At 56.5% G+C, this 18,984-nt stretch carries 12 protein-coding genes; 5 read left to right on the top strand and 7 right to left on the bottom strand.

From position 1 onward, the window contains the following. Positions 1 to 8: 8 nt before the first annotated feature. From RISK_RS02130 to RISK_RS02105, 6 genes are all read right to left on the bottom strand, one after another. Positions 9 to 1,445: a PQQ-binding-like beta-propeller repeat protein gene (locus RISK_RS02130; protein ID WP_047812717.1), complete on the bottom strand. Its 1,437-nt coding sequence runs from the start codon at positions 1,443 to 1,445 to the stop codon at positions 9 to 11. A 147-nt stretch (positions 1,446 to 1,592) separates the two neighbouring features. Next, on the bottom strand, positions 1,593 to 3,041 hold the full coding sequence (locus tag RISK_RS02125; protein ID WP_047812584.1) for a hypothetical protein: 1,449 nt from the start codon (positions 3,039 to 3,041) through the stop codon (positions 1,593 to 1,595). Beyond that, entirely contained in the window at positions 3,028 to 5,697 is a 2,670-nt protein-coding gene (locus RISK_RS02120; protein ID WP_047812583.1) for a serine/threonine-protein kinase, read from the bottom strand. The genes RISK_RS02125 and RISK_RS02120 overlap by 14 nt, the downstream gene beginning before the upstream one ends. Continuing rightward, positions 5,697 to 6,374, bottom strand: a complete 678-nt coding sequence (locus RISK_RS02115; RefSeq protein ID WP_047812582.1) for a sigma-70 family RNA polymerase sigma factor — start codon at positions 6,372 to 6,374, stop codon at positions 5,697 to 5,699. Before RISK_RS02115 ends, RISK_RS02120 begins: the two co-directional genes overlap by 1 nt. A gap of 113 nt (positions 6,375 to 6,487) precedes the next feature. Next, a complete protein-coding gene (locus RISK_RS02110) occupies positions 6,488 to 8,206 on the bottom strand; it encodes a matrixin family metalloprotease (RefSeq protein ID WP_047812581.1) in 1,719 nt (572 codons plus the stop codon). A 306-nt stretch (positions 8,207 to 8,512) separates the two neighbouring features. Beyond that, a complete protein-coding gene (locus tag RISK_RS02105) occupies positions 8,513 to 10,654 on the bottom strand; it encodes a peroxidase family protein (protein ID WP_047812716.1) in 2,142 nt (713 codons plus the stop codon). A 532-nt stretch (positions 10,655 to 11,186) separates the two neighbouring features. On the opposite strand from RISK_RS02105, the gene RISK_RS02100 reads away from it, so the two are divergent. Together RISK_RS02100 and RISK_RS02095 are read left to right on the top strand one after the other, a co-directional pair. Next, positions 11,187 to 12,698 (top strand): sulfatase, encoded by a 1,512-nt coding sequence (locus tag RISK_RS02100; protein ID WP_047812715.1) that lies wholly within the window; start codon positions 11,187 to 11,189, stop codon positions 12,696 to 12,698. A gap of 165 nt (positions 12,699 to 12,863) precedes the next feature. Next, entirely contained in the window at positions 12,864 to 14,327 is a 1,464-nt protein-coding gene (locus RISK_RS02095) for an arylsulfatase (RefSeq protein WP_047812580.1), read from the top strand. 223 nt (positions 14,328 to 14,550) lie between these two features. Here the strand turns inward: RISK_RS02095 and RISK_RS02090 are convergent, their stop codons facing one another. Further along, a complete protein-coding gene (locus RISK_RS02090) occupies positions 14,551 to 15,012 on the bottom strand; it encodes a DUF1569 domain-containing protein (protein ID WP_047812579.1) in 462 nt (153 codons plus the stop codon). Between the two features lie 397 nt (positions 15,013 to 15,409). Between RISK_RS02090 and RISK_RS02085 the strand changes: the two genes are divergently transcribed. From RISK_RS02085 to RISK_RS02075, 3 genes are all read left to right on the top strand, one after another. Next, a complete protein-coding gene (locus tag RISK_RS02085; protein WP_047812578.1) occupies positions 15,410 to 16,609 on the top strand; it encodes a C40 family peptidase in 1,200 nt (399 codons plus the stop codon). Continuing rightward, positions 16,606 to 17,763: a dipeptide epimerase gene (locus tag RISK_RS02080; RefSeq protein WP_047812577.1), complete on the top strand. Its 1,158-nt coding sequence runs from the start codon at positions 16,606 to 16,608 to the stop codon at positions 17,761 to 17,763. The genes RISK_RS02085 and RISK_RS02080 overlap by 4 nt, the downstream gene beginning before the upstream one ends. A gap of 809 nt (positions 17,764 to 18,572) precedes the next feature. Further along, positions 18,573 to 18,911, top strand: a complete 339-nt coding sequence (locus tag RISK_RS02075; protein WP_047812576.1) for a tRNA-binding protein — start codon at positions 18,573 to 18,575, stop codon at positions 18,909 to 18,911. The last annotated feature ends 73 nt before the right edge of the window (positions 18,912 to 18,984 follow it).

The following is an 18,984-nucleotide window of genomic DNA, read 5'->3' as shown; positions in this document are numbered from 1 at the left end:
GTCAACTGCTACTCGCCAATGCAGTACAAATGTGACTTGCCACGCAGAAAGATCTGGTCGCCGACGATCGCTGCCGACGCATCGATTTCGTCATCCAACTTGTTGGTGGCAATGGCTTCCAACTCATTGCCATGGCGCAATACCAGAGTGGTTCCATCACGACCGGTGAAGTACACGCGATCCGCCGCGGCAACCGGCGAGGCATAAACCGATGCGATGTCTGGCAGACGAGTTTGGTCGATCACCAATTCTCCCGTCTTCGCCTGGCGAGAAACCAAAACACCGTTGTTGGCCTTCACGAAGTACAGCTGACCTTTGTAAAGCACCGGCGAAGGCACATAGGGAGCCGCATCTTCTTCGATCCAAGTGATCACGTCGCTGTCGGTGATGTCGCCCTTGGCACTCAGTGGAATCGAATAAATCGCGTAACCACGAAAGCCGGTCATCACGATGACATTGTCTTCAAAACGAACGGGGGAGGGGATCGGGTTACCAGCCTGCCCGCCACATTCCCAAATCAGTTCTCCGGTCGCCAAGTCATAGCTGCGGACTCGCTTGGAACCATTGGTGATGACCTGTGTGCGGCCTTCGTACTCGGTGATCAGTGGCGTCGACCAAGTCGTTTGTTCATCGCGACTTTGACGCCATTTTTCGTCTCCGGTCGCGGCGTCCAAGGCGACGATGAAGGATTCGCCTTCATGATCCCAGGGCACAACCAAGGTGCTGTTGTGGACGGCAGGCGAACTGCCTTCGCCAAATTGATTGCGAGTTTGCATCTGGCCCAAGTCGACACTCCACAACTGCTTGCCATCGAGGTCCAAACAGAAAACACCTCGCGACCCAAACGACATGTACAATTTTTCGCCATCCGTGATGGGCGAAGCCGATGCCAGCGTGTTGGTGTTGTGACCGGCTTCGTGAGGCACCTCTTGCGTCAACGATGTCCGCCAGATTTCTTTGCCGTCGGTGCGGTCGTAAGCAATCACCATGAAATCGTGATAGTTCGTCGGCTTCGCCTCACCACCTCGGCCGCCGCGACCTCGCCCGCCGCGTTCCGGTCCCCCGCGTCCACCTTCCGGACGTCCGCCTCCAGCGCGTCGGTTCCCGCGTGGCGGAGCGGCTTCCTGCGACGCCTCGGCGGGTGCTTCGCTGGAACCAGCACCTTCCACCATCCGCTCGGTTTTCACGGCCGTGCTGACGTACACCCGATCACCGAGAACGATTGGCGTGCTGCTTCCGACGCCAGGAACGTCAATTTTCCAGAGAATGTTTTCCGACTCACTCCAAGTCGTCGGCGGATTGGATTCCAGAGCGGCGCCCGACGAATCAGGACCTCGCCACTGAGGCCAATCGCGGTTCACATCATTGCCCGTCGCGGACGAAATGGCGTTTGGAGTACAGCATGCCAACAGTGCCAAACCACAAAAAAAGGTCGAGTGTCGCAAAATTCCAGCTCCAAAATGCCGGTGGGGAATCGCAGGGAACGTCCAGAACGCGCCCAATCAAGCATTCAACCCAGAAAGTCTGCCTGGGTTCCGTGCTCCCCCAAGATACACGACGACCACCACTCCCGGTCGCCACGTCACCATTCCTTAACGGCTGGTCAGCAACATTTCATCTCGGCGACGACGAGCATTCAACGCCAGAGCCCCCGCGACGATCGCCGCTCCTGGATACGCCAACCCAGACAAACGAAGCGGCCGAGAATCGAGTGCAGGCTGAGCCAAGACGTCGGTTTCAAACGCGATTGCCGCCAAGACCGCGTCCCGAACTTCGTCCACCGCGACTGGCCTGGACACCGTTTCGGACGACGCCATCAACCCCACGGTTCGATGGACTCCGACCGTTGCGTCCAACGCAATGTCCACCATTCCCGGCGACAGCGTCGGAACGACGGTTGGCAACGTGCCTTGGAATCGAATTCCATCGACCAACCCGGTCGGTGAACCAAACCAAGTTGCCAGAGCATCATCGACGGAGTGACCTTCGAGCAGCGACGATTCACCGGCATCACGAGCCGCAGTCGCTTCAACGTCGTCTGCATCCTTATCCGATGCAGCCCGAGCCACCTCACGCAGATGCTCGAGTGTTTCTTCGTCCAATTCCCACGAATCATCTGCTTGAGACGAATCCAACGACACATCGTCGCTGGACACTCGCGGCAACCAATCGATCGTGCCGCCATCCACATCGCTCGCAGCACTTGAGGCAGAGGAGTCGGCAAGATCGATTCGCGAACCTTCTGTGGTTGAGTTCGTCCGTTCATACGTCGTCGTTGCGGCAGCGACTGCGGTCGCGTCGACGGCGCCTTCCACGGTCGATTGATCTTGTTGCACTGGCCCACTGTCTGCCGTGACAGCATCCGATGCAGCCGCCTTCAACCCATCGCTTCCACCGGCAACGCTTTGCTCGGAAGGTGCTGCACTGGAGTTCGCGCGCACCAACACGGTCCCTTGACCGACCGATGACCGCCCGCTTCCTCCACTCAGCACACTGTCAACACTCACACTGTTGTCAGGTCGTGGCGAAGTGGTCACGAACTGAACCACCACCACAACGGTGCTGGACTGAATCGGCTGAACACTATCACTGGCCAGCGAACGATCCGCGGAGGTCAGGGAACTCGACTGCAACGAACCGCTCCGGTTCAAATCACTCCGTGATTGGTTGTTTCGCGATTCATTCCCAAGACTTTGCAGTCCTGAATTGCTTTGTCGAGCATCACGCTGGCCCAAACCGCCACGTTGATCCGACGATGACCCGGGATGAGAGTTGGACGAAAAGCCTTCGATCGGTCGGACGGAACCCGAACCTTGTCCACGTGCATCGAGTGTCTGAATCCCCGAACCGTCACGTGAGCCGCTGGCCTGGATCGATGCAACCGTTCGTTGCAATGCCGGAATGGCTCGATCGATTTGCGAGCGATCGAGTTCCTGCGAGCCACCCCCTGCATCTGAATGAGCAAGAATCCCACCCGCCAACAAAGAACGTGATTCCAGTTGTTCAAGCAGTAAAATTCGTGAGTCTTCAGTTGGCTTCATGGGTCAATCCTTGTGGCTCTTCTTGACGCCGCGAATTTCCATTGGATGCCATCACTTTTTGATGATTGGCCTGATGCTTTCGCAGGTAGTCATTGTAACGCGCAACTTCGGGAGCAACCGAAACGGCGACGGATTGAAGCTTGATTGCTTGAGAATACGCTCGGGCGGCGGATTCCGTCTCCCCCAGTTGCTGCTGCAAGAAACCGTAGTTATTCCAAACCCCGCCGAGCATGCTCTGAGTCTCAGCATCCTCCGGGAATTGGACCGCCAGCGACTGGCCTGTTTCCAATGCCTTTTCAAACGCCTTGCGAGCCTCTTGCAGAGCCCCCCTCTTCGACTGAGTCAAACCCAGGTGATTGAAACTCAAGGCGAGATCCCGTCGATAATTGGGATGATTCGGCCAACGAACAACCACTTGGCTGCCAATCTCAATCGCTTGTTCAAACGTCTTGATTGCCTGGGTGTGGCGTCCCGTTGCTGACTGTGCGGCACCGAGCGTGTTCAGTGTCACGATCGTCTGCCCAGCAACCTTCGCATCACCGGGGTCTGACTGCAAAAATTTCAATTGCGAATCGAGTGCCTGGCCCGCATGCTGAATTGCTCTTTCAGGATCCGATTCGGTTAACAAGCCGGCCAAGTTGGACTGCACCGCCGCAAGCTTCTGTGGAACGGGATCAGCCTTCGATCCCGGCAAACGTTCAGCTTCCGAGACCGACTCATTCAACAAAGGCTGAAGTCGCTCGATCGCTCTGACAAAATGCTTTTCGGCCTCGGACGTCGCGTCCGTTCGCATCAACAACAAACCCATGTTGTTCAAAGTGGTCGCGAGCGACACCTCCGCCTCTCGTTGCGAAGGAAACGAATCGCCTCGATCAGTCAGCGTCTGCTGGGTCGTCATCGCTCGCACGAAGTAGCGAGCAGCGTCTTCGAGTTTTCCTGCCCGAACCAAGGCCTGTGCCAAGTTGTTCTGACAAGTCGACCAGTGCAACCGCACGGGATCATTGAGCCTAGCGTCCTCCGCCAACGCCGCGTAAATCGATTCACTGCGTTTGAGCTCTTTGATCGCCTGCTCGCTGTCGCCAAGTTCCGACTGCAACGCCCCCGCTTTCGCGAGTGTCATCGCAAAATCCTCTCGAAGCGTTGGATCGTCTTTGACTTCCGCGGCGAACCGTTCGTAGTAGTCCAACATTTCCAACAACAACAAACGGCGTACCGAGTCCGCTGCGGGAATATCAACCAGCAACTCGGCGATGCGCGTCCCCATCCGATCCAAGGCCCCTCGCGCCAGCAACTCGCCCCGAGTGGCCCGCAATGCATTTTCGTCCGACGCCTGCTTTGCAGTCGCCAACTTGGCATTGGCAATGGCGGAACCGACCAAACCCAGCGTCACAATCAAAGCGGCTGCCAACGCAACACGACGATGTTTGGAGGCCAGCCGAACCAACCGATCCGCGATGGACGGTGGTCGGGCGATCGTGGGTTCGCCTCGCAGCACCCGCTTCATGTCATCGGCAAACTCATTCGCAGTTTCATATCGATCTTCGCGATTCTTCGACATGGCTTTCGCGATGACCGTCCCCAAATCACGAGGCAAATCGGGCCGCAACAGATGCAAGGGGATCACCTCCTCATTGTCGATTCGCTTCAGAATCGTTGCCGCGTCGTCTCCTTCATGAGCGTACCGCAGCGTCAGACATTCGTACAACGTCGCAGCCAAGGAATACTCATCGGCTCGTCCATCAATCAAAGCCGATTGCCCACGAGCCTGTTCGGGACTCATGTACCGCATCGTCCCAATCACATCACCGGATCGGGTTAGCGACATCTCCGTCTGGCAACGGGCCAATCCAAAATCGGTGACCCAAATTTTGCCAGATCGATCGAGCATCAAATTGGAAGGCTTCACGTCGCGATGCACCACGCCGTTCTCATGTGCAACATGCAACGCATCGGCGATGTCGATCCCCCACTGGATCACTTGTTTCCAAGCGTCTCGCTTCTGCTCCGCCGACTCAGTGCGAGTTTCACCGGACGACGCTACCGATCCATTGCCGATCTCTTCAGCCATCTTCTCTTCACGGCGTTCTCGCACCCATGCATCCAAAGCAATTCCGTCAATGAACTGCATCGCGTAGTAATGGACGCCTTGATGACTACCGACACTGTGAATCGGAACAATGTGCGGGTGCTGCAACAGACCAGCCGCATGAGCTTCGTTCTTGAACCTTGCGATCTGGTGAGAGTCCAACATGGAAGCCAGCGGCAGCAACTTGATCGCGACGCGTCGATCAAGCGACTGCTGGCTGGCCTCGTAGACAACTCCCATCCCACCGCGACCAATTTCTTGGTGCAAAAGGAAGTCGCCAAGTTGCTTGTTCGTGGGAAGAGGAACAGACGGCGCATCGAGCGTGGCCTGCATGCCCGCCGCGACACCGTAGAGCGCACGCAGTTTTTCAAGGTACGCGTGAAAGACCGATCCTAAGTCGGGATTTTGCTGGACAATTTCATCCGCATCCAAACTCTCGCCGTTTTCCAACGCAACCAAATACTCATCCAGCAACTTGGTCAGCCGTGATTGTTGCTCTTCGTTCAACCCGCGCAGCAGCGAAGGATCCGCCGAAAGTGAATCCGCCTCCGAATGCTGGAAAGCGACCATCAAAGCTGCCCCTCGGACGCCTTGAAACTTTCCAATGCACGCAGCCAAAGCATCCGAACAGCCCCGCACTTGCGATCCATCCGCTCCGCAATCTCATCAAACGAAAGCCCTTGCAGCACGCGCAGAACGATCACTTCGCGGTAATGCGGTTTGAGCTTGCTGAGCTGATTGGACAATTCCACGGCTCCTTCTCGAGCACGCATGGGTGCACTCGGCGAGGGTTCATTGCCTGCTAAAATCCCCGCCCAATTGCAGGCGGATTCCTCCAATCGATTGCTGACCGCTTCCAAAGAGACTTCGCGACGAATGTCTCGCTTCTGAACTTGAACGTGACGCTTGAAACTGCGATGCAACGTGTGAATCAAGATCGTTCGCAACCAACACAGCAACTCGCCTTGGCTGGTCCCACGAAAATCGCCGAAGTCTTGGTGCGCTTCCAACATCGCCTCTTGAACGATATCCGACGGATTGACGCGTTTGCGCAACCGGCGATCCAACTGGGTGCTGGCTAGAATCGTCAGGTAATTCGCGTACCACTGAAGCAATCGCCCGAGAGCATCCCGGTCACCAGCCCGCGCATGATCCAGCAACTCAATGAACCCGAGGTCATTGCCCCAGCCTTCTCGGTCACTGGATTCATTTTCGCGTGCCGTCCAAGAGGAGTCTGTGGCGACCATCGCATTGCCTTCTGAAGAGTAGTCTGACTTCGCATCATCGTTCGCAAGGAACTAGTTGCGGGGCAAACAGAAAACCGCCAGTCCGTTTTGCAATTTCTTTGAGAATCACTGATTCAGCGACGAAAACCAGTAAAACGGGCACGAGGGGTAGACCTCCCCACCTCCCTGAATGCGGCGTCGACACGAGCGAACTGCGACAGCCCGGATTCGTCCTCTGCGATCGCGGATTCCTCTGCGATCGCGGATTCCTCTCGATAGGCTTCCCACTCAGCGAACGAAACACCCCCATCCGCGTCCCCGTCGGCCACGGACAGTTTCGCCCAGAGTTGATCGCGAACCTCGGTCTCGGTGATCAAGCCATCGCCATCGGCGTCTTTGGACAGAAATCTTTCTTCTCGAACAGTCAAGAATGTTGCGGCGAGCTCTTCCGTCGTGAGCAAACCATCCGCATCCGCATCGGTGTCCAACTCGGCCCACTTTTCCCACAGTCGCTCAGGAACCTCTGCTTCCGACAACAACTGGTCACCGTCCGTGTCCCATCGCTCCATCAACGCCTCCACGTCTCCGTCAACCAAACCGACTGGGAACGAACCGTGCGGTCCATGCTGAAATTCATGCGAACCATGATTGCAATCTTCCTCCTCCATGGATGTCGGCTCGTCGACCAAACCACCCTCATCAATGGTCGAATCATCTTCTTCATCCACGATGACTTCCGTGTCATCCGAGGTATCCGATTCCACGTCGCTCTCTGATTCTTCCGCTTCCCCCGCCTCTGTTTCGGAGACCAAACTTTCAACGTCGGCGTCGTTCATCGCATTGATGACCAACAAAGCGTCCAAGGAAGTCACCGTTCCGTCGCCGTTGACATCACACAACCCGTCGGTCGCCACCTCGCTGGATTCGCCATCGGAAGTTTGATTGAGCTGGTTGATCACCATCAAAGCATCCAACGCAGTGGTGCTGTTGTCCTCGTTGACGTCCGTCGGATTGACGTAGTTGTAAGAATTCAGCTCCACCTCCAAACGTCCACTGAACCGTTGCCGAAAACTGTTTCGGTACCAACGATTCCAAGCAAACCACCGGCTCCGATGCTCATCGGCCTCCGTCTCCGTTTCGCCGTTGTCATTGCTTCCAGGATCCTCCGTCGTGGGATCCTCCGAGACCGGATCGTCGTCGGCATCCATCGTTTCGGTGTCAGCGGGCACTTCAACATCGTCCGCCGTTTCCGATTCCTCTTCGGTCTCGTCCGCCGCGGTATCCGCCGCCGCGTACAACTGCGTGATCGCAATCGCGTCATCCTCATCCAGTTGGGTGAACGATTGATTGGCGGAAACGAACGGTGCCAAAACACTTCCAGAGGCATCGGTGTGATCCAGCCCCAACGAATGACCAATTTCGTGCACCGCCACCCAAACCAAATCAAACGCGGCGTTTCCAAGTGAATTGCCAACTTCCCAGTTTTCCGACAGATCAAATTGGATGTCACCTGCCAACCGAGCCGGGTTCACGTCGTCGGGAAAATACGCCTGGGCGAGCGTGCCGGCTCCTCCGTCCAAGTTCTCGAACGAGATATCAATCGAATCACTCAGTCCCAGTTGGTCGACTTCCGTGAACTCGATGTCCGCCACGCTGGCCCAAGCATCGAATGCCGTTTCGATCGCTGCGTCGGTTTCTTCCTGCGTCAGGGAACTCGGCGATCCCGAAATCGTGTAGGTCAGGGCGGCACTGCCCAGTCCCGGACCATCCCAGCCCAAACTGGCGGCAAGCACTCGGCGTGTTTCCAGAGACTGGATCGCGAGACGACGTGTTTGTTTCTTCCGCTGAATCATATCGGACAAGCACTGCAAATAGAAAAGGGACAGGGGAGGCACCTGCGATCGTTCCAATCGCCAGCCCAACCCATCACGAACCGGGCTCCGACCACGCGTTCATCTGATGGGCCACAAAGAAAGGGCACCATCCTGCCCGCCACGTCACATCCCCACGCCATTTTTATGGAAACACCCGTTTTCCGCGGCCAATCCCACCACTCCGACATGTCCCAAATCAGCGTGACAAAAGTCGCAGAGCGACGGCAAGTGGTGCGTCGCTTTGCTCACCCGTCGCCGCTCAGCGGCATTTCCAGTGCCGAACTCTCAGGCGAGGACGATAAAATCCAGACCGCGAATTCTTTCGGCACCGTGAGCGACGAGAACATCGATCGCGTCGCTGGAATCCGACAAACGAACCTGGTAATCACCTGTCTCGTCCAACGCTCGAAAGCGATAATTCCCGTATCGATCTGACACCGTGGAATCAACGAGTTCGCCGCTCGCGCCAATCAACTCGATCGCCACTCCCGGCACACCTCGAATCTCGTCCTCACGCAAATCGCCCGGCATGGTCGTCGGCGGAATGGAGCTGGCCAAAATGACTCGCCCGCGAAGTTCCACTTGCATGAAGAAGACGTTTTCTTGCAGCCCCTCCACACTCGTGTTGCGTTCGATCAGGTCTGCCAAAGTGGAACGCTCAATCGACTCAATCTCTGAGTCAGTCAACACGCTTTGATAGAAGAATCGATCGCCGTCGCGAGCCCGCTGGAATTGATCGGCAATGACCTTGCCAGTCAGCTCGCCAACCGAGGCATCGCGTTGGTGATCTTCGGCCATCAAGCCAACCCAAAGATCGATGTTGTCAACATTGCCGTACAGCGAAGCCAACTTTTGCTGCAGTTCCACATCGCTGGTGATTTGCCCAAACGATTCCACTCGACTCAAACCGTATGCTTCCCGGGTCGCGTTGTAATCGCTCAAGCCATGGTCGCGGCCACGCTGGATGTTCATGGCAATGAGATCCAACCCGCCCGCACCCGGAGGCCCGAACAAGAAGTTCCGCAACGAATCGACCACGACCAAATCCACTTCCTGAGCCTGCACGGACGCGTCGAACTTCAACAGGGAATCGATTCCGGTCTCTTCCAACATCGACGCGTGAAAGAACGCGTCTTTCAAATCCATCTCGTCTTGGCTCTCACGTCCGTCATTGGACATGAATCCCACTTGATCACGGAGCGTGCTGTGACCGAGCCGAAACGCGGCGGTCGAAAACTCATTCGCGATCCCAGGATTCACCGACGCATCGTAGCCCTGATAAGCCGCAATCGCGTGCTCGCCCAAAAGTGCCGGCAGGAACTCGTTGTAAGTGATCGATTGAATCAAGCTGGTCACGACCAACCGGGCTCGCTGGTAAATTTCTTCATCGGCTGCTTCGGGGTCCGTGGCGAAGATTTCGTCGGCCAAGCGATTGTGTTCCCGGACAAACAGCGTCTGGATCGCCGTCAAGCCGACATTTTCACTGGCCCGAACATCGCCGGCGATCACCATTCCGCTCTCGTCCAAAGGAAGCAGTCCGTCGTCGGAGATCGCCATTCGACCACCCACAAACGTCCTCAGACCTTCTGCGGTTGCCGCATCACTCCCGTAAACCATCGAGCCATCGATGAAGGCCGTGATTTGATTGAACTGTTGAGCTGGATTGTCGATCGATGTTCCCGTTCCTTCCGCAATCGGCGTTCGCCTCATCGGAATCACCGCTTCACCAGAACCCGTCGGATCGAACCAGAGATCTCCTTCTGGCACAGCGATGTCGATGGCCTCTCCGTGCTCGTCGCTTTCGCTCAACCCTAAATCATGATCGATGAATTGCCCCCACACGTAAACAAAAGCAGAGAGCCCACGATCATTGAGCACCTGACTGGTGTTCATTGCCGACAACACATTGCTGACTTCGCGTGCGCTGGGTCGGTCCGCTCCCGCCAGCTTTGAAATCCCATCGCTATAAGCAGCCGGCGCCATGCGTATCAAACGTTGCCCAACGCTGCCCCAAAAGTGATCGTTAGGATTGTTTCCGGTACCATCGATCGAACGAACCTCAGACGGCGTCTCCGGAAGCGGCGGGTTCAGTTCCTCGTCGGCATCGGTATCAACTGGAAATCCATCGCCGCGTTCAATTCGATTGATCACCCGCAGCGCGTCCAAAGCACTGCGTCGATCATCACCGTTGACATCGGTGAACATGTTTTCATCACGCGAGATCTCGTTGGTCATCGCATTGATGATCAACAACGCGTCGATGGCTGAAACACGACCGTCATCGTTGACGTCTTCCGCGTCATAGATGTTGTGACGGTACCCACCGAAATCAGCTGCCATCAGCTGTCGAGCTTCCAACGGTTCGCCTCGCAATCGACGCCGCTTGCGGCCAGGATGCTTCATCGTGCGTTTCAACCGGAACAACATGAGATGTGCGACAACGTTGGCGATGACAATCGAGACAACGCTTCCATCGGCCAAACGAAAGCCGACAATGAAGGTTGCTGTGAGAAAACTCGAAGCGATGGTGGGAGGCGAAACGTCCCAATCGTAGTCCAAGCGAGACGCCCCCACCTATTTGAACGACAAGCCACCGCGTTCTCTCGACAAAATTTCTAATCGACATCAATTCCCCATCCATCTCGTCAATTGGTTGCTGAGAACTTCTTGACGCTGTAGCAACCTCCGATTGATCTTTGGAAAGAAGTTGCCCGAAGACCGAAACCAACTCCAAAGTTGCCATTCGCGAAGATCTGGTGCAAAATGGCTCCACGAATGGCGTCAACGACCTATCGATCTCCTGTGAAACTTTGGTTCACAACTGAGATACGATGTCGCTTTCGCCGCGATGACAACCAATCGAAAGACCCCCCAAACCATCGATCGACAATCCGATCGTCTGAACCGTTCAATCAAGCGTTTCGCCCCTCCCCCTCCCCACGCGAATCCCCTCATCCCAATGCCGTCAAAAATCCAAACGATCGTCACGTTGCTGACGCTCACCGCCTGTTGTTTGCTCGCACCCAATTCCGTTGCCCAGGCGAAAGAACGGCCCAACGTATTGCTGATCTTGGTCGATGACCTGAAGCCTGCCCTGGGATGCTACGGCGACACGATCGCGAAAACACCACACATCGATTCGCTGGCAGGTCGCGGGATGCGATTCGACATGGCGTACTGCAACCAAGCCGTCTGCGCGCCATCGCGTTTCACCTTGATGCTGGGTTCACACTCCACCTCAACTGGCCTGTACGGCCTGGGCAGCCAACTGCGTCAGATCATCCCCGAGGCGGTCACGATGCCACAGCACTTTGCCAAACACGGTGGCTACCGGACCGAGTCTCTGGGCAAGATCTTTCACATTGGACACGGCAACCATGGCGACCCAGAGTCGTTCTCGGTTCCCCACTTCAAAGAAAAAGTCATCGAGTACCTGGAACCGGACAGCACCGATGGTGGGCAACTGACCCGCGAAGAGGCCTACTTCACCAATCAGATGCTGGACCAAATCAAATCACTTCCTCGCGGAGCCGCGTATGAATCGCCCGAAGCAAAGGACGAAGACTACGCCGACGGTCGCGTCGCAGCGGAAACGATTCAACGGCTGCAAGCGGCAAAGCAACGCCGACAAACCGAAGGCACGCCATTCTTCATCGCCGCCGGCTTCGCTCGTCCCCACCTGCCATTCAGTGCCCCTCAGAAGTACTGGGATCTCTACGACCCAGCTTCGCTGCCGATGCCTGAACACGAAGCGTTGCCCGTCGATGCACCGCAGGTCGCCGGCAAACGCGGCGGCGAAATCTCCAACTACAAACCTGTCCCCACACAACCCAAAGCAGAATTCAGCGACGATCTCAAACGCAATTTGATTCACGGCTACTACGCGAGCGTCAGTTACGTCGACGCCCAAATCGGCAAAGTGGTCTCCGAACTCGATCGCTTGGAACTTTCCGAGAACACGATCGTGGTGCTTTGGGGCGATCATGGCTTTCATCTCGGTGACCTCGGCATTTGGACCAAACACACCAACTACGAACAAGCCAACCGGATTCCGATCTTGATCACCGCGCCGGGTGTCACTCAGCCGGGCACCTCCACCAAGCAATTGACCGAAAGCGTGGATCTCTTTCCAACGTTGAGCGAACTCGCGGGCCTGCCTGCACCAACGGGCCCCCAACCGATCGACGGAGTCAGCTTGGTCCCGGTCCTCCAGAACCCTTCCGCACGAGTTCGTGAACACGCCTACCACGTTTTCCCCAAACGCAAACTGGGCCGAGCGATTCGGACCGAACGCCATCGCTTGGTGCAGTGGAAAACGATCGGTGGAGACGACGTCCCCGCCCTCGAACTCTATGACTACCAAACCGATCCACTCGAGACCAAGAATCTGGCCGTGGATCTCCCTGAAGTGGTCAAGCAATTGTCGATCGTCTTGGAGAAATACCCGGCCCCCGCGGCAAGAGATCGCTGAATCGGAACCGCTGAATTCGGGCGGTCCCTGCCGCCAAAATCGGTGTGTTTTCAAAAGTCGTCGGCGCAGATCGCTCTCACTGGCTCTGCGTGGGCGACTAGAATGCGAGCGGCTGATCTTCAGGATCGCTGCCCCCAACATCCCCACCTCGCCCGAGAAACCTTCATGCGACTGGCTTCTGTCCTTCGACCTTCCTTCGCTGTTCTAACGTCGCTCTTCCTGCTTGGTTTGGCGACATCGCCGTCCAGTTCCTCGGCGGACGCCAAACGGCCCAACATTGTTTTCATTCTGGCCGATGATCTCGGCTACGGTGACCTGGGTTGCTACGGCCAAGAACTGATCCAAACGCCTCGCCTGGATCAGATGGCAGCCGAAGGCATGCGGTTCACGGACTTCTATGCCGGCAACACCGTCTGTGCACCTTCACGCAGCGTCCTGATGACCGGAATGCACATGGGACACACCCACGTTCGCGGCAACGCGGGCGGATCGGACATGTCCAAGCAATCGCTCCGCGACGAGGACGTGACCGTGGCGGAAGTGCTCCAGTCCGCCGGCTACTCCACCGCCCTGTGCGGAAAATGGGGACTTGGCGATGAAGCCCTGGGTGGTCGCCAAGGCTTGCCACGCAAACAAGGTTTCGATCACTTCTACGGCTACTTGAACCAAGTCCACGCACACAACTACTACCCCGAGTTCCTCTGGCGAAATGAATCCAAAGTCGCTTTGCGAAACGAGGTCCAGCGACGTGACCGATCCTACGGTGGATTCACCGGCGGACGGGCGACCAAACGAGTCGATTACTCCCACGACCTGATCGCGAATGAAGCGATGGGTTTCATTCGTGAAAAAGCACAAGAACCGTTCTTCCTGTACCTGTCGCTCACGATCCCGCATGCGAACAACGAAGCAACGGGGATGACCGGCAACGGACAAGAAGTCCCTGACCTCGGCATCTACGCCGACAGAGACTGGAGCGACCAAGACAAGGGCCAAGCCGCGATGATCACTCGCATGGACTCGGACGTTGGTCGCATCCTCGATCTGCTCCAAGAACTGCAAATCGACGAGCAGACCGTCGTCATGTTCTCCAGCGACAACGGCCCGCACAATGAAGGCGGCCACGATCCCAAACGATTCGGTCCAAGTGGCCCTCTCCGGGGTATGAAGCGAGCCCTGACCGAAGGCGGCATTCGTGTCCCGCTGATCGTTCGCTGGCCTGGCACCACTCCACCGGGAACGGTCTCCGATCACGTCGGCTACTTCGGTGACTTGATGGCGACCACTGCGGAGCTCGCGGGGACGGATTTCCCCGAAGACACGGATTCCATCAGCTTCGCACCAACCATCGTTGGCCAACCGGAAGCCCAACAACCACACGAGTACCTGTACTGGGAATTCTACGAACAGGGTGGCCGACAAGCGGTTCGACGCGGGAACTGGAAAGCGATTCGCCAACCCTGGATGACCGGCCCGACCCAGCTATTTGATTTGAAAGCGGACATCGGCGAATCAACCAATTTGGCGAGCGACCATCCCGAGATCGTCAAGCAATTGGAAACGTTGATGGACGAAGCTCACGTGCCGCACCCCAACTGGCAAGTCAGCGGGAAAGCTCCTAAACGCTAAGCAACTTCTCGCTTCTTAGCGGAGCGACGCGAACGGGCGATTGATCCAGTCGGTCTTCGATTTTTCATGTGAACCGCTTGAGCGTTAGCCTGGGCTGCGAAATCTTTGGTTTTGACACCGCTTTGGGCTGCGCAGGTTTTGTTCCTCAACTTCGCCCCAACGGGGCAGCCCTATGCCAGCCCAGGGCAACGCCCTGGGTTGTACTTGAGCCATCGACGAAGCTTCACTTGGGTTCCAGAAACCCAAGGTGATGCGCCGCGTGAATCCACATGAACTGACGCCACTGCTCGGGCGTCAGGCCATCCAGAAACGGGTACTCTTCCATCGACCCTTCAAACGCACTCGCCCGCCGAATGGTGGCGATGCATTCCTCGATCACCTTTGAGTCGTCCGGACCATCCGGCGACTTGGGTTTCAATCGATCCAGCGTTGGGGCACTGGCCATTCTTCGCTGCCGCAGGATTCGGCCGAAAATCCATTTGAGCACCGTGGCACGAAGAACCTTTGGCAGACGAAAGCCAAACCCTTCCATGCCACCGGTCATGATGACGTTCAGGTGCTCACAAATCTGGGTGAGGTTCCAGTTCTTGCTCTGCGTGTAACCCTCCGCTTGCAATCGATTGATTTCAGCGATGACTTCGTCACCCGTTTGGAAGTCCAGAGAACGCTTGGAGATCTTTGACATCGTTTCGCCGAGAGAAGAGCAGGGAGGAAGGCAGACGAGAATGGCTCGCCTTCCAATCTATCCATGCGACGAACCTCGCCGGTGACCCGCGACGTCAAAATGGCTCCACGCGACACTGGGCCGCAGCGAAACACTGGGCCGCAGCGAAATTCACCAAACAACCATGACGGAACAGGATCCTCCCAACCTCGTGCATTTAGAACGCCCACTCCCCCATTACGGATCCTTTCGATGAACGCGGCCTCTCGTTTTGCCGACTGAAGAACCGCTCCCCGAAAAACAAACACCGCTTTGACGTACAATCGCCGTGTTCCATCTGCCTTGCCGTCCCAAGAAGTGGACCAAGACTTCGACGTGATGTGAATTGCTCTGCCACTCAGCTCGCGGAAGAACTTCGATGACCCTGCTCCTGCCGCTTTTGCTTGCTTGCACGTTCGCCGTCCCGACGACGCCCACTCATTCGGAACTGAATGAGCTCCTGGATTCCCTGCGTCAGACGCATGCACCTGATTCGCGAATCCAACTGTGGGAGGTCCAGGTTCAAAAAGCTGAAGGCCATTGGCAGGTCCAAGGGAACCTGTCCAGCCAAAAAACTCATGCCGCGGTGCAGCAAGCCCTTGAGACACAGTTTCCCTCGGTGGACAACCAATTGGTGCTGCTCCCCAAAGATGGAACCGGAACGCTGGTCAACGCCTTGGTGAACAATTCCGTGATCCACTTGCGACGCGACCCCAGCAGCAAAACCGAACTGGTCACGCAGGCCCTGCTGGGAACTCCGATTCGAGTTCTCAAGACAGAGCGAGGAAAGTGTCTGATCCAAGTTCCCGATGGATACCTTGGCTGGGTCAATTCAGCCGAAGTGCATCGCATCGCTCCGAAAGAACTGAAGACCTACCGGGACGCAGAAAAGGTCATCTACACCGCTCAGTCCGGACTGGCCTACAGCACCCCAGATGTGACCTCGATGCCGATGACTGATCTGGTGGTCGGAAACATCGTGCGGAAAGTCTCGGAGCAATCGGGGTTCACCCAGATCCGCTATCCCGATGGACGCCTCGGTTGGGTGGACAGTCGCCATCTGCGTCCGGCTGATGCGATCTTCTTTCAAGCAACCCTGCAAGAAAACCTGGTCCAAACAGCTCTCAAATTCCATGGCATTCCCTACCTATGGGGAGGCATGTCAGCGAAGAACATCGACTGCAGCGGACTGATCTGCAACGTGTACTTCATGAACGGAATCCAATTGCCCAGAGATTCCAACATGCAAGCCAACATTGGCAGGGAAGTGACAACCGACTTTGTCTCGGACGACTTGGAACCGGGGGACCTTCTGTTCTTTGGCAGAAAAGCAACGCCCGAAACGGAAGAGCGTGTCACCCATGTTGCCATGTACATCGGCGAAGGGGAATTCATCCATTCAGCGGGCTACCGAGAACGGGTGAGCATCAACAGCATGGACAGCGCCCAACCCAACTTCATCGAAAGCTATCCCGCGATCTTCGTCCGAGCGGTCAGGATCATCGGCGAAGATCCCAAGGGCTTCCTTCCCATCCCCAAGAACGACTTTTACAACGAAATCATCAGGAGCACGGAATGAATCGAGGAAGAAGAGCCCTTCTCAAAGGCTTGGGAGCCAGTGCCCTGGCGACCGCATTGCCAACAACCGTTGGCACAGCACAGGAAGCCTCCACAGCCCCCAGCTCGGCGACCGATTTAATTCGAAACGGGAAAATGAAGCTGAGCTTCCGCCCCTATGAACTGCAGCTCAAACACACCTTCACCGTCGCCGGAAACTCACGCGACACCACCCCCGTCGTCCTGACTGAAATCCAATACGAAGGGCACACCGCTTACGGAGAAGCCTCCCTGCCGCCTTACCTGGGTGAGTCACAGAAATCGGTGATGCAGTTTCTGAGCAAGGTCAAACTGGATCAGTTCAACGACCCATTTCTGCTCGACGAAATCCTCCCCTACGTGGACTCCATCGACGAAGACAACCGCGCCGCGAAAGCCTGCGTCGACATCGCGCTGCACGACCTGATTGGGAAACTGGTCGACCAACCACTTCACAAGCTGTGGGGCATCAATCCCGCGAACACGCCCGTCACCTCGTTCACGATTGGCATCGACACACCCGAGGTGGTGAAGATGAAGACGGAAGAGGCCGCTCGCTTCAAAGTCTTGAAAGTCAAACTGGGCGGAGGCAACGATCGCGAAATGATCGAGACCGTTCGGTCGGTGACCGATGTGCCGATCTATGTCGACGTGAACCAAGGCTGGACCGACAAGCACCAGGCACTGGACATGACGCACTGGTTGGCCGAACAGGGTGTGGAGTTTGTGGAGCAACCGCTTCCGAAAACGGCGGTCGACGACTTGGCTTGGTTGACCGCCAAAAGCCCCCTTCCGATCATCGCCGACGAAGCCTTTCAACGCCTCGGTGATGTGGCCGACTTTCAAGGCGTGTACTCCGGAATCAACATCAAACTGATGAAGAGCACCGGTTTGCGGGAGGCTCAAAAGATGATCACCGTGGCCCGAGCGCTGGACATGAAGGTGATGATGGGATGCATGACCGAAACCTCGTGCGCCGTCTCCGCCGCCGCCCAGCTATCGCCGCTGGTCGACTGGGCCGATCTGGATGGCAACCTTCTGATCAGCAACGATCTCTACGAAGGAGTCCAAGTCATCAATGGCAAGTTGACGTTGAACGACTTGCCTGGAATTGGCATCCGAAAGAGAACGGCATGACACTGGGCTGCATTGATAATGGGCTGCATTGACAATGGAACAGATGGTGACAATTGACAAACAAATCCTCAGGCAGAAGTTCTGGAGGTACCTTCCATTATCGGATTTTGAGACCTATCACTCGCTCAATTGGCCAAGCGTTGCAATCTGTTTCCTTCAATGGAATGCGATCCTCCTCGGATCATTGATCGCCTGGTCACAAAGCCAAATCAGGCACCTCCTTTTTCGTTTCCGTTCCCAACGAAAGACTGATGACAGATCTTGAATGGACGAGGGTTTCCCACGTTCAGGAGACCCAACTGGGTCGGTTCTCCGACGGCCGCCTAAAGGGGACGGGGATCTTTTAGGAGATCGTCTCGGTGGGGGACCACCGAGCTACAGGTTGGGATCGTCGGATGGTGCCGGGCACCATCGTTCGCTAACGGGTGGGAATCAAGGAACCTTGAGATCCCACGTCATTCAGATAACATATTTCACCAAGGCTCGATGATCACCGAACCAGAGCGGAGAGCATTGCCAGCAGGGCGTTCGCCTGGACTGCTCGATGTTTGGGTTGTTGCGCAAGTTTTCATCCCGGCAGGGATATCAGAGAGTAGCCGTCGGTAAGTGATAGCGTCACCGACGGACATGTCATCCGCGTCGCCCCTCTCCATCCCGCCGTGGCCTATGGCCACGGCGGGATGGAGAGTTTTTCTGGGGCTCGTTTTCCGGGGGTATGCTGCTACACAGCAACCCCCGGCTACCATCTGACATCCCTCCCGGGATGAAGAAAGGACGTCGTCCGACCACACCATTCCAACAAACACACCATGTCTCTCATCACTTGGCAAGAATTCGAAAACGTTGACGTCCGAGTTGGCACGATCACGCTGGTCGAGGACTTTCCAGAGGCTCGCAAGCCCGCATACAAGATCACGGTCGACTTCGGCGAGGACTTGGGGCTAAAGCGAACCAGTGCCCAGATCACGGTGCACTACACCAAAGAAGAACTGATCGGTCGCCAGATCCTCGGCGTGGTCAATTTCCCGCCCAAGCAGATCGGGCCGATCATGTCTGAGTTTCTGCTCACGGGTCTGTACCGCGATGATGGATCCGTGATTCTCGCGGTCCCAGACAAACCAATGCCAAACGGCGTCAAACTCGGCTGAGCGTTCAACCCTTCGCAGGTCAGCAGGAGCCACGACTCTCACATACAACCGGGGCTAAGCAACGCGTGAACAA

The sequence above is a fragment of the Rhodopirellula islandica genome (genome assembly GCF_001027925.1).
GTDB classification, from domain to species: domain Bacteria; phylum Planctomycetota; class Planctomycetia; order Pirellulales; family Pirellulaceae; genus Rhodopirellula; species Rhodopirellula islandica.
This window is presented reverse-complemented; position numbering and strand designations above follow the sequence as displayed.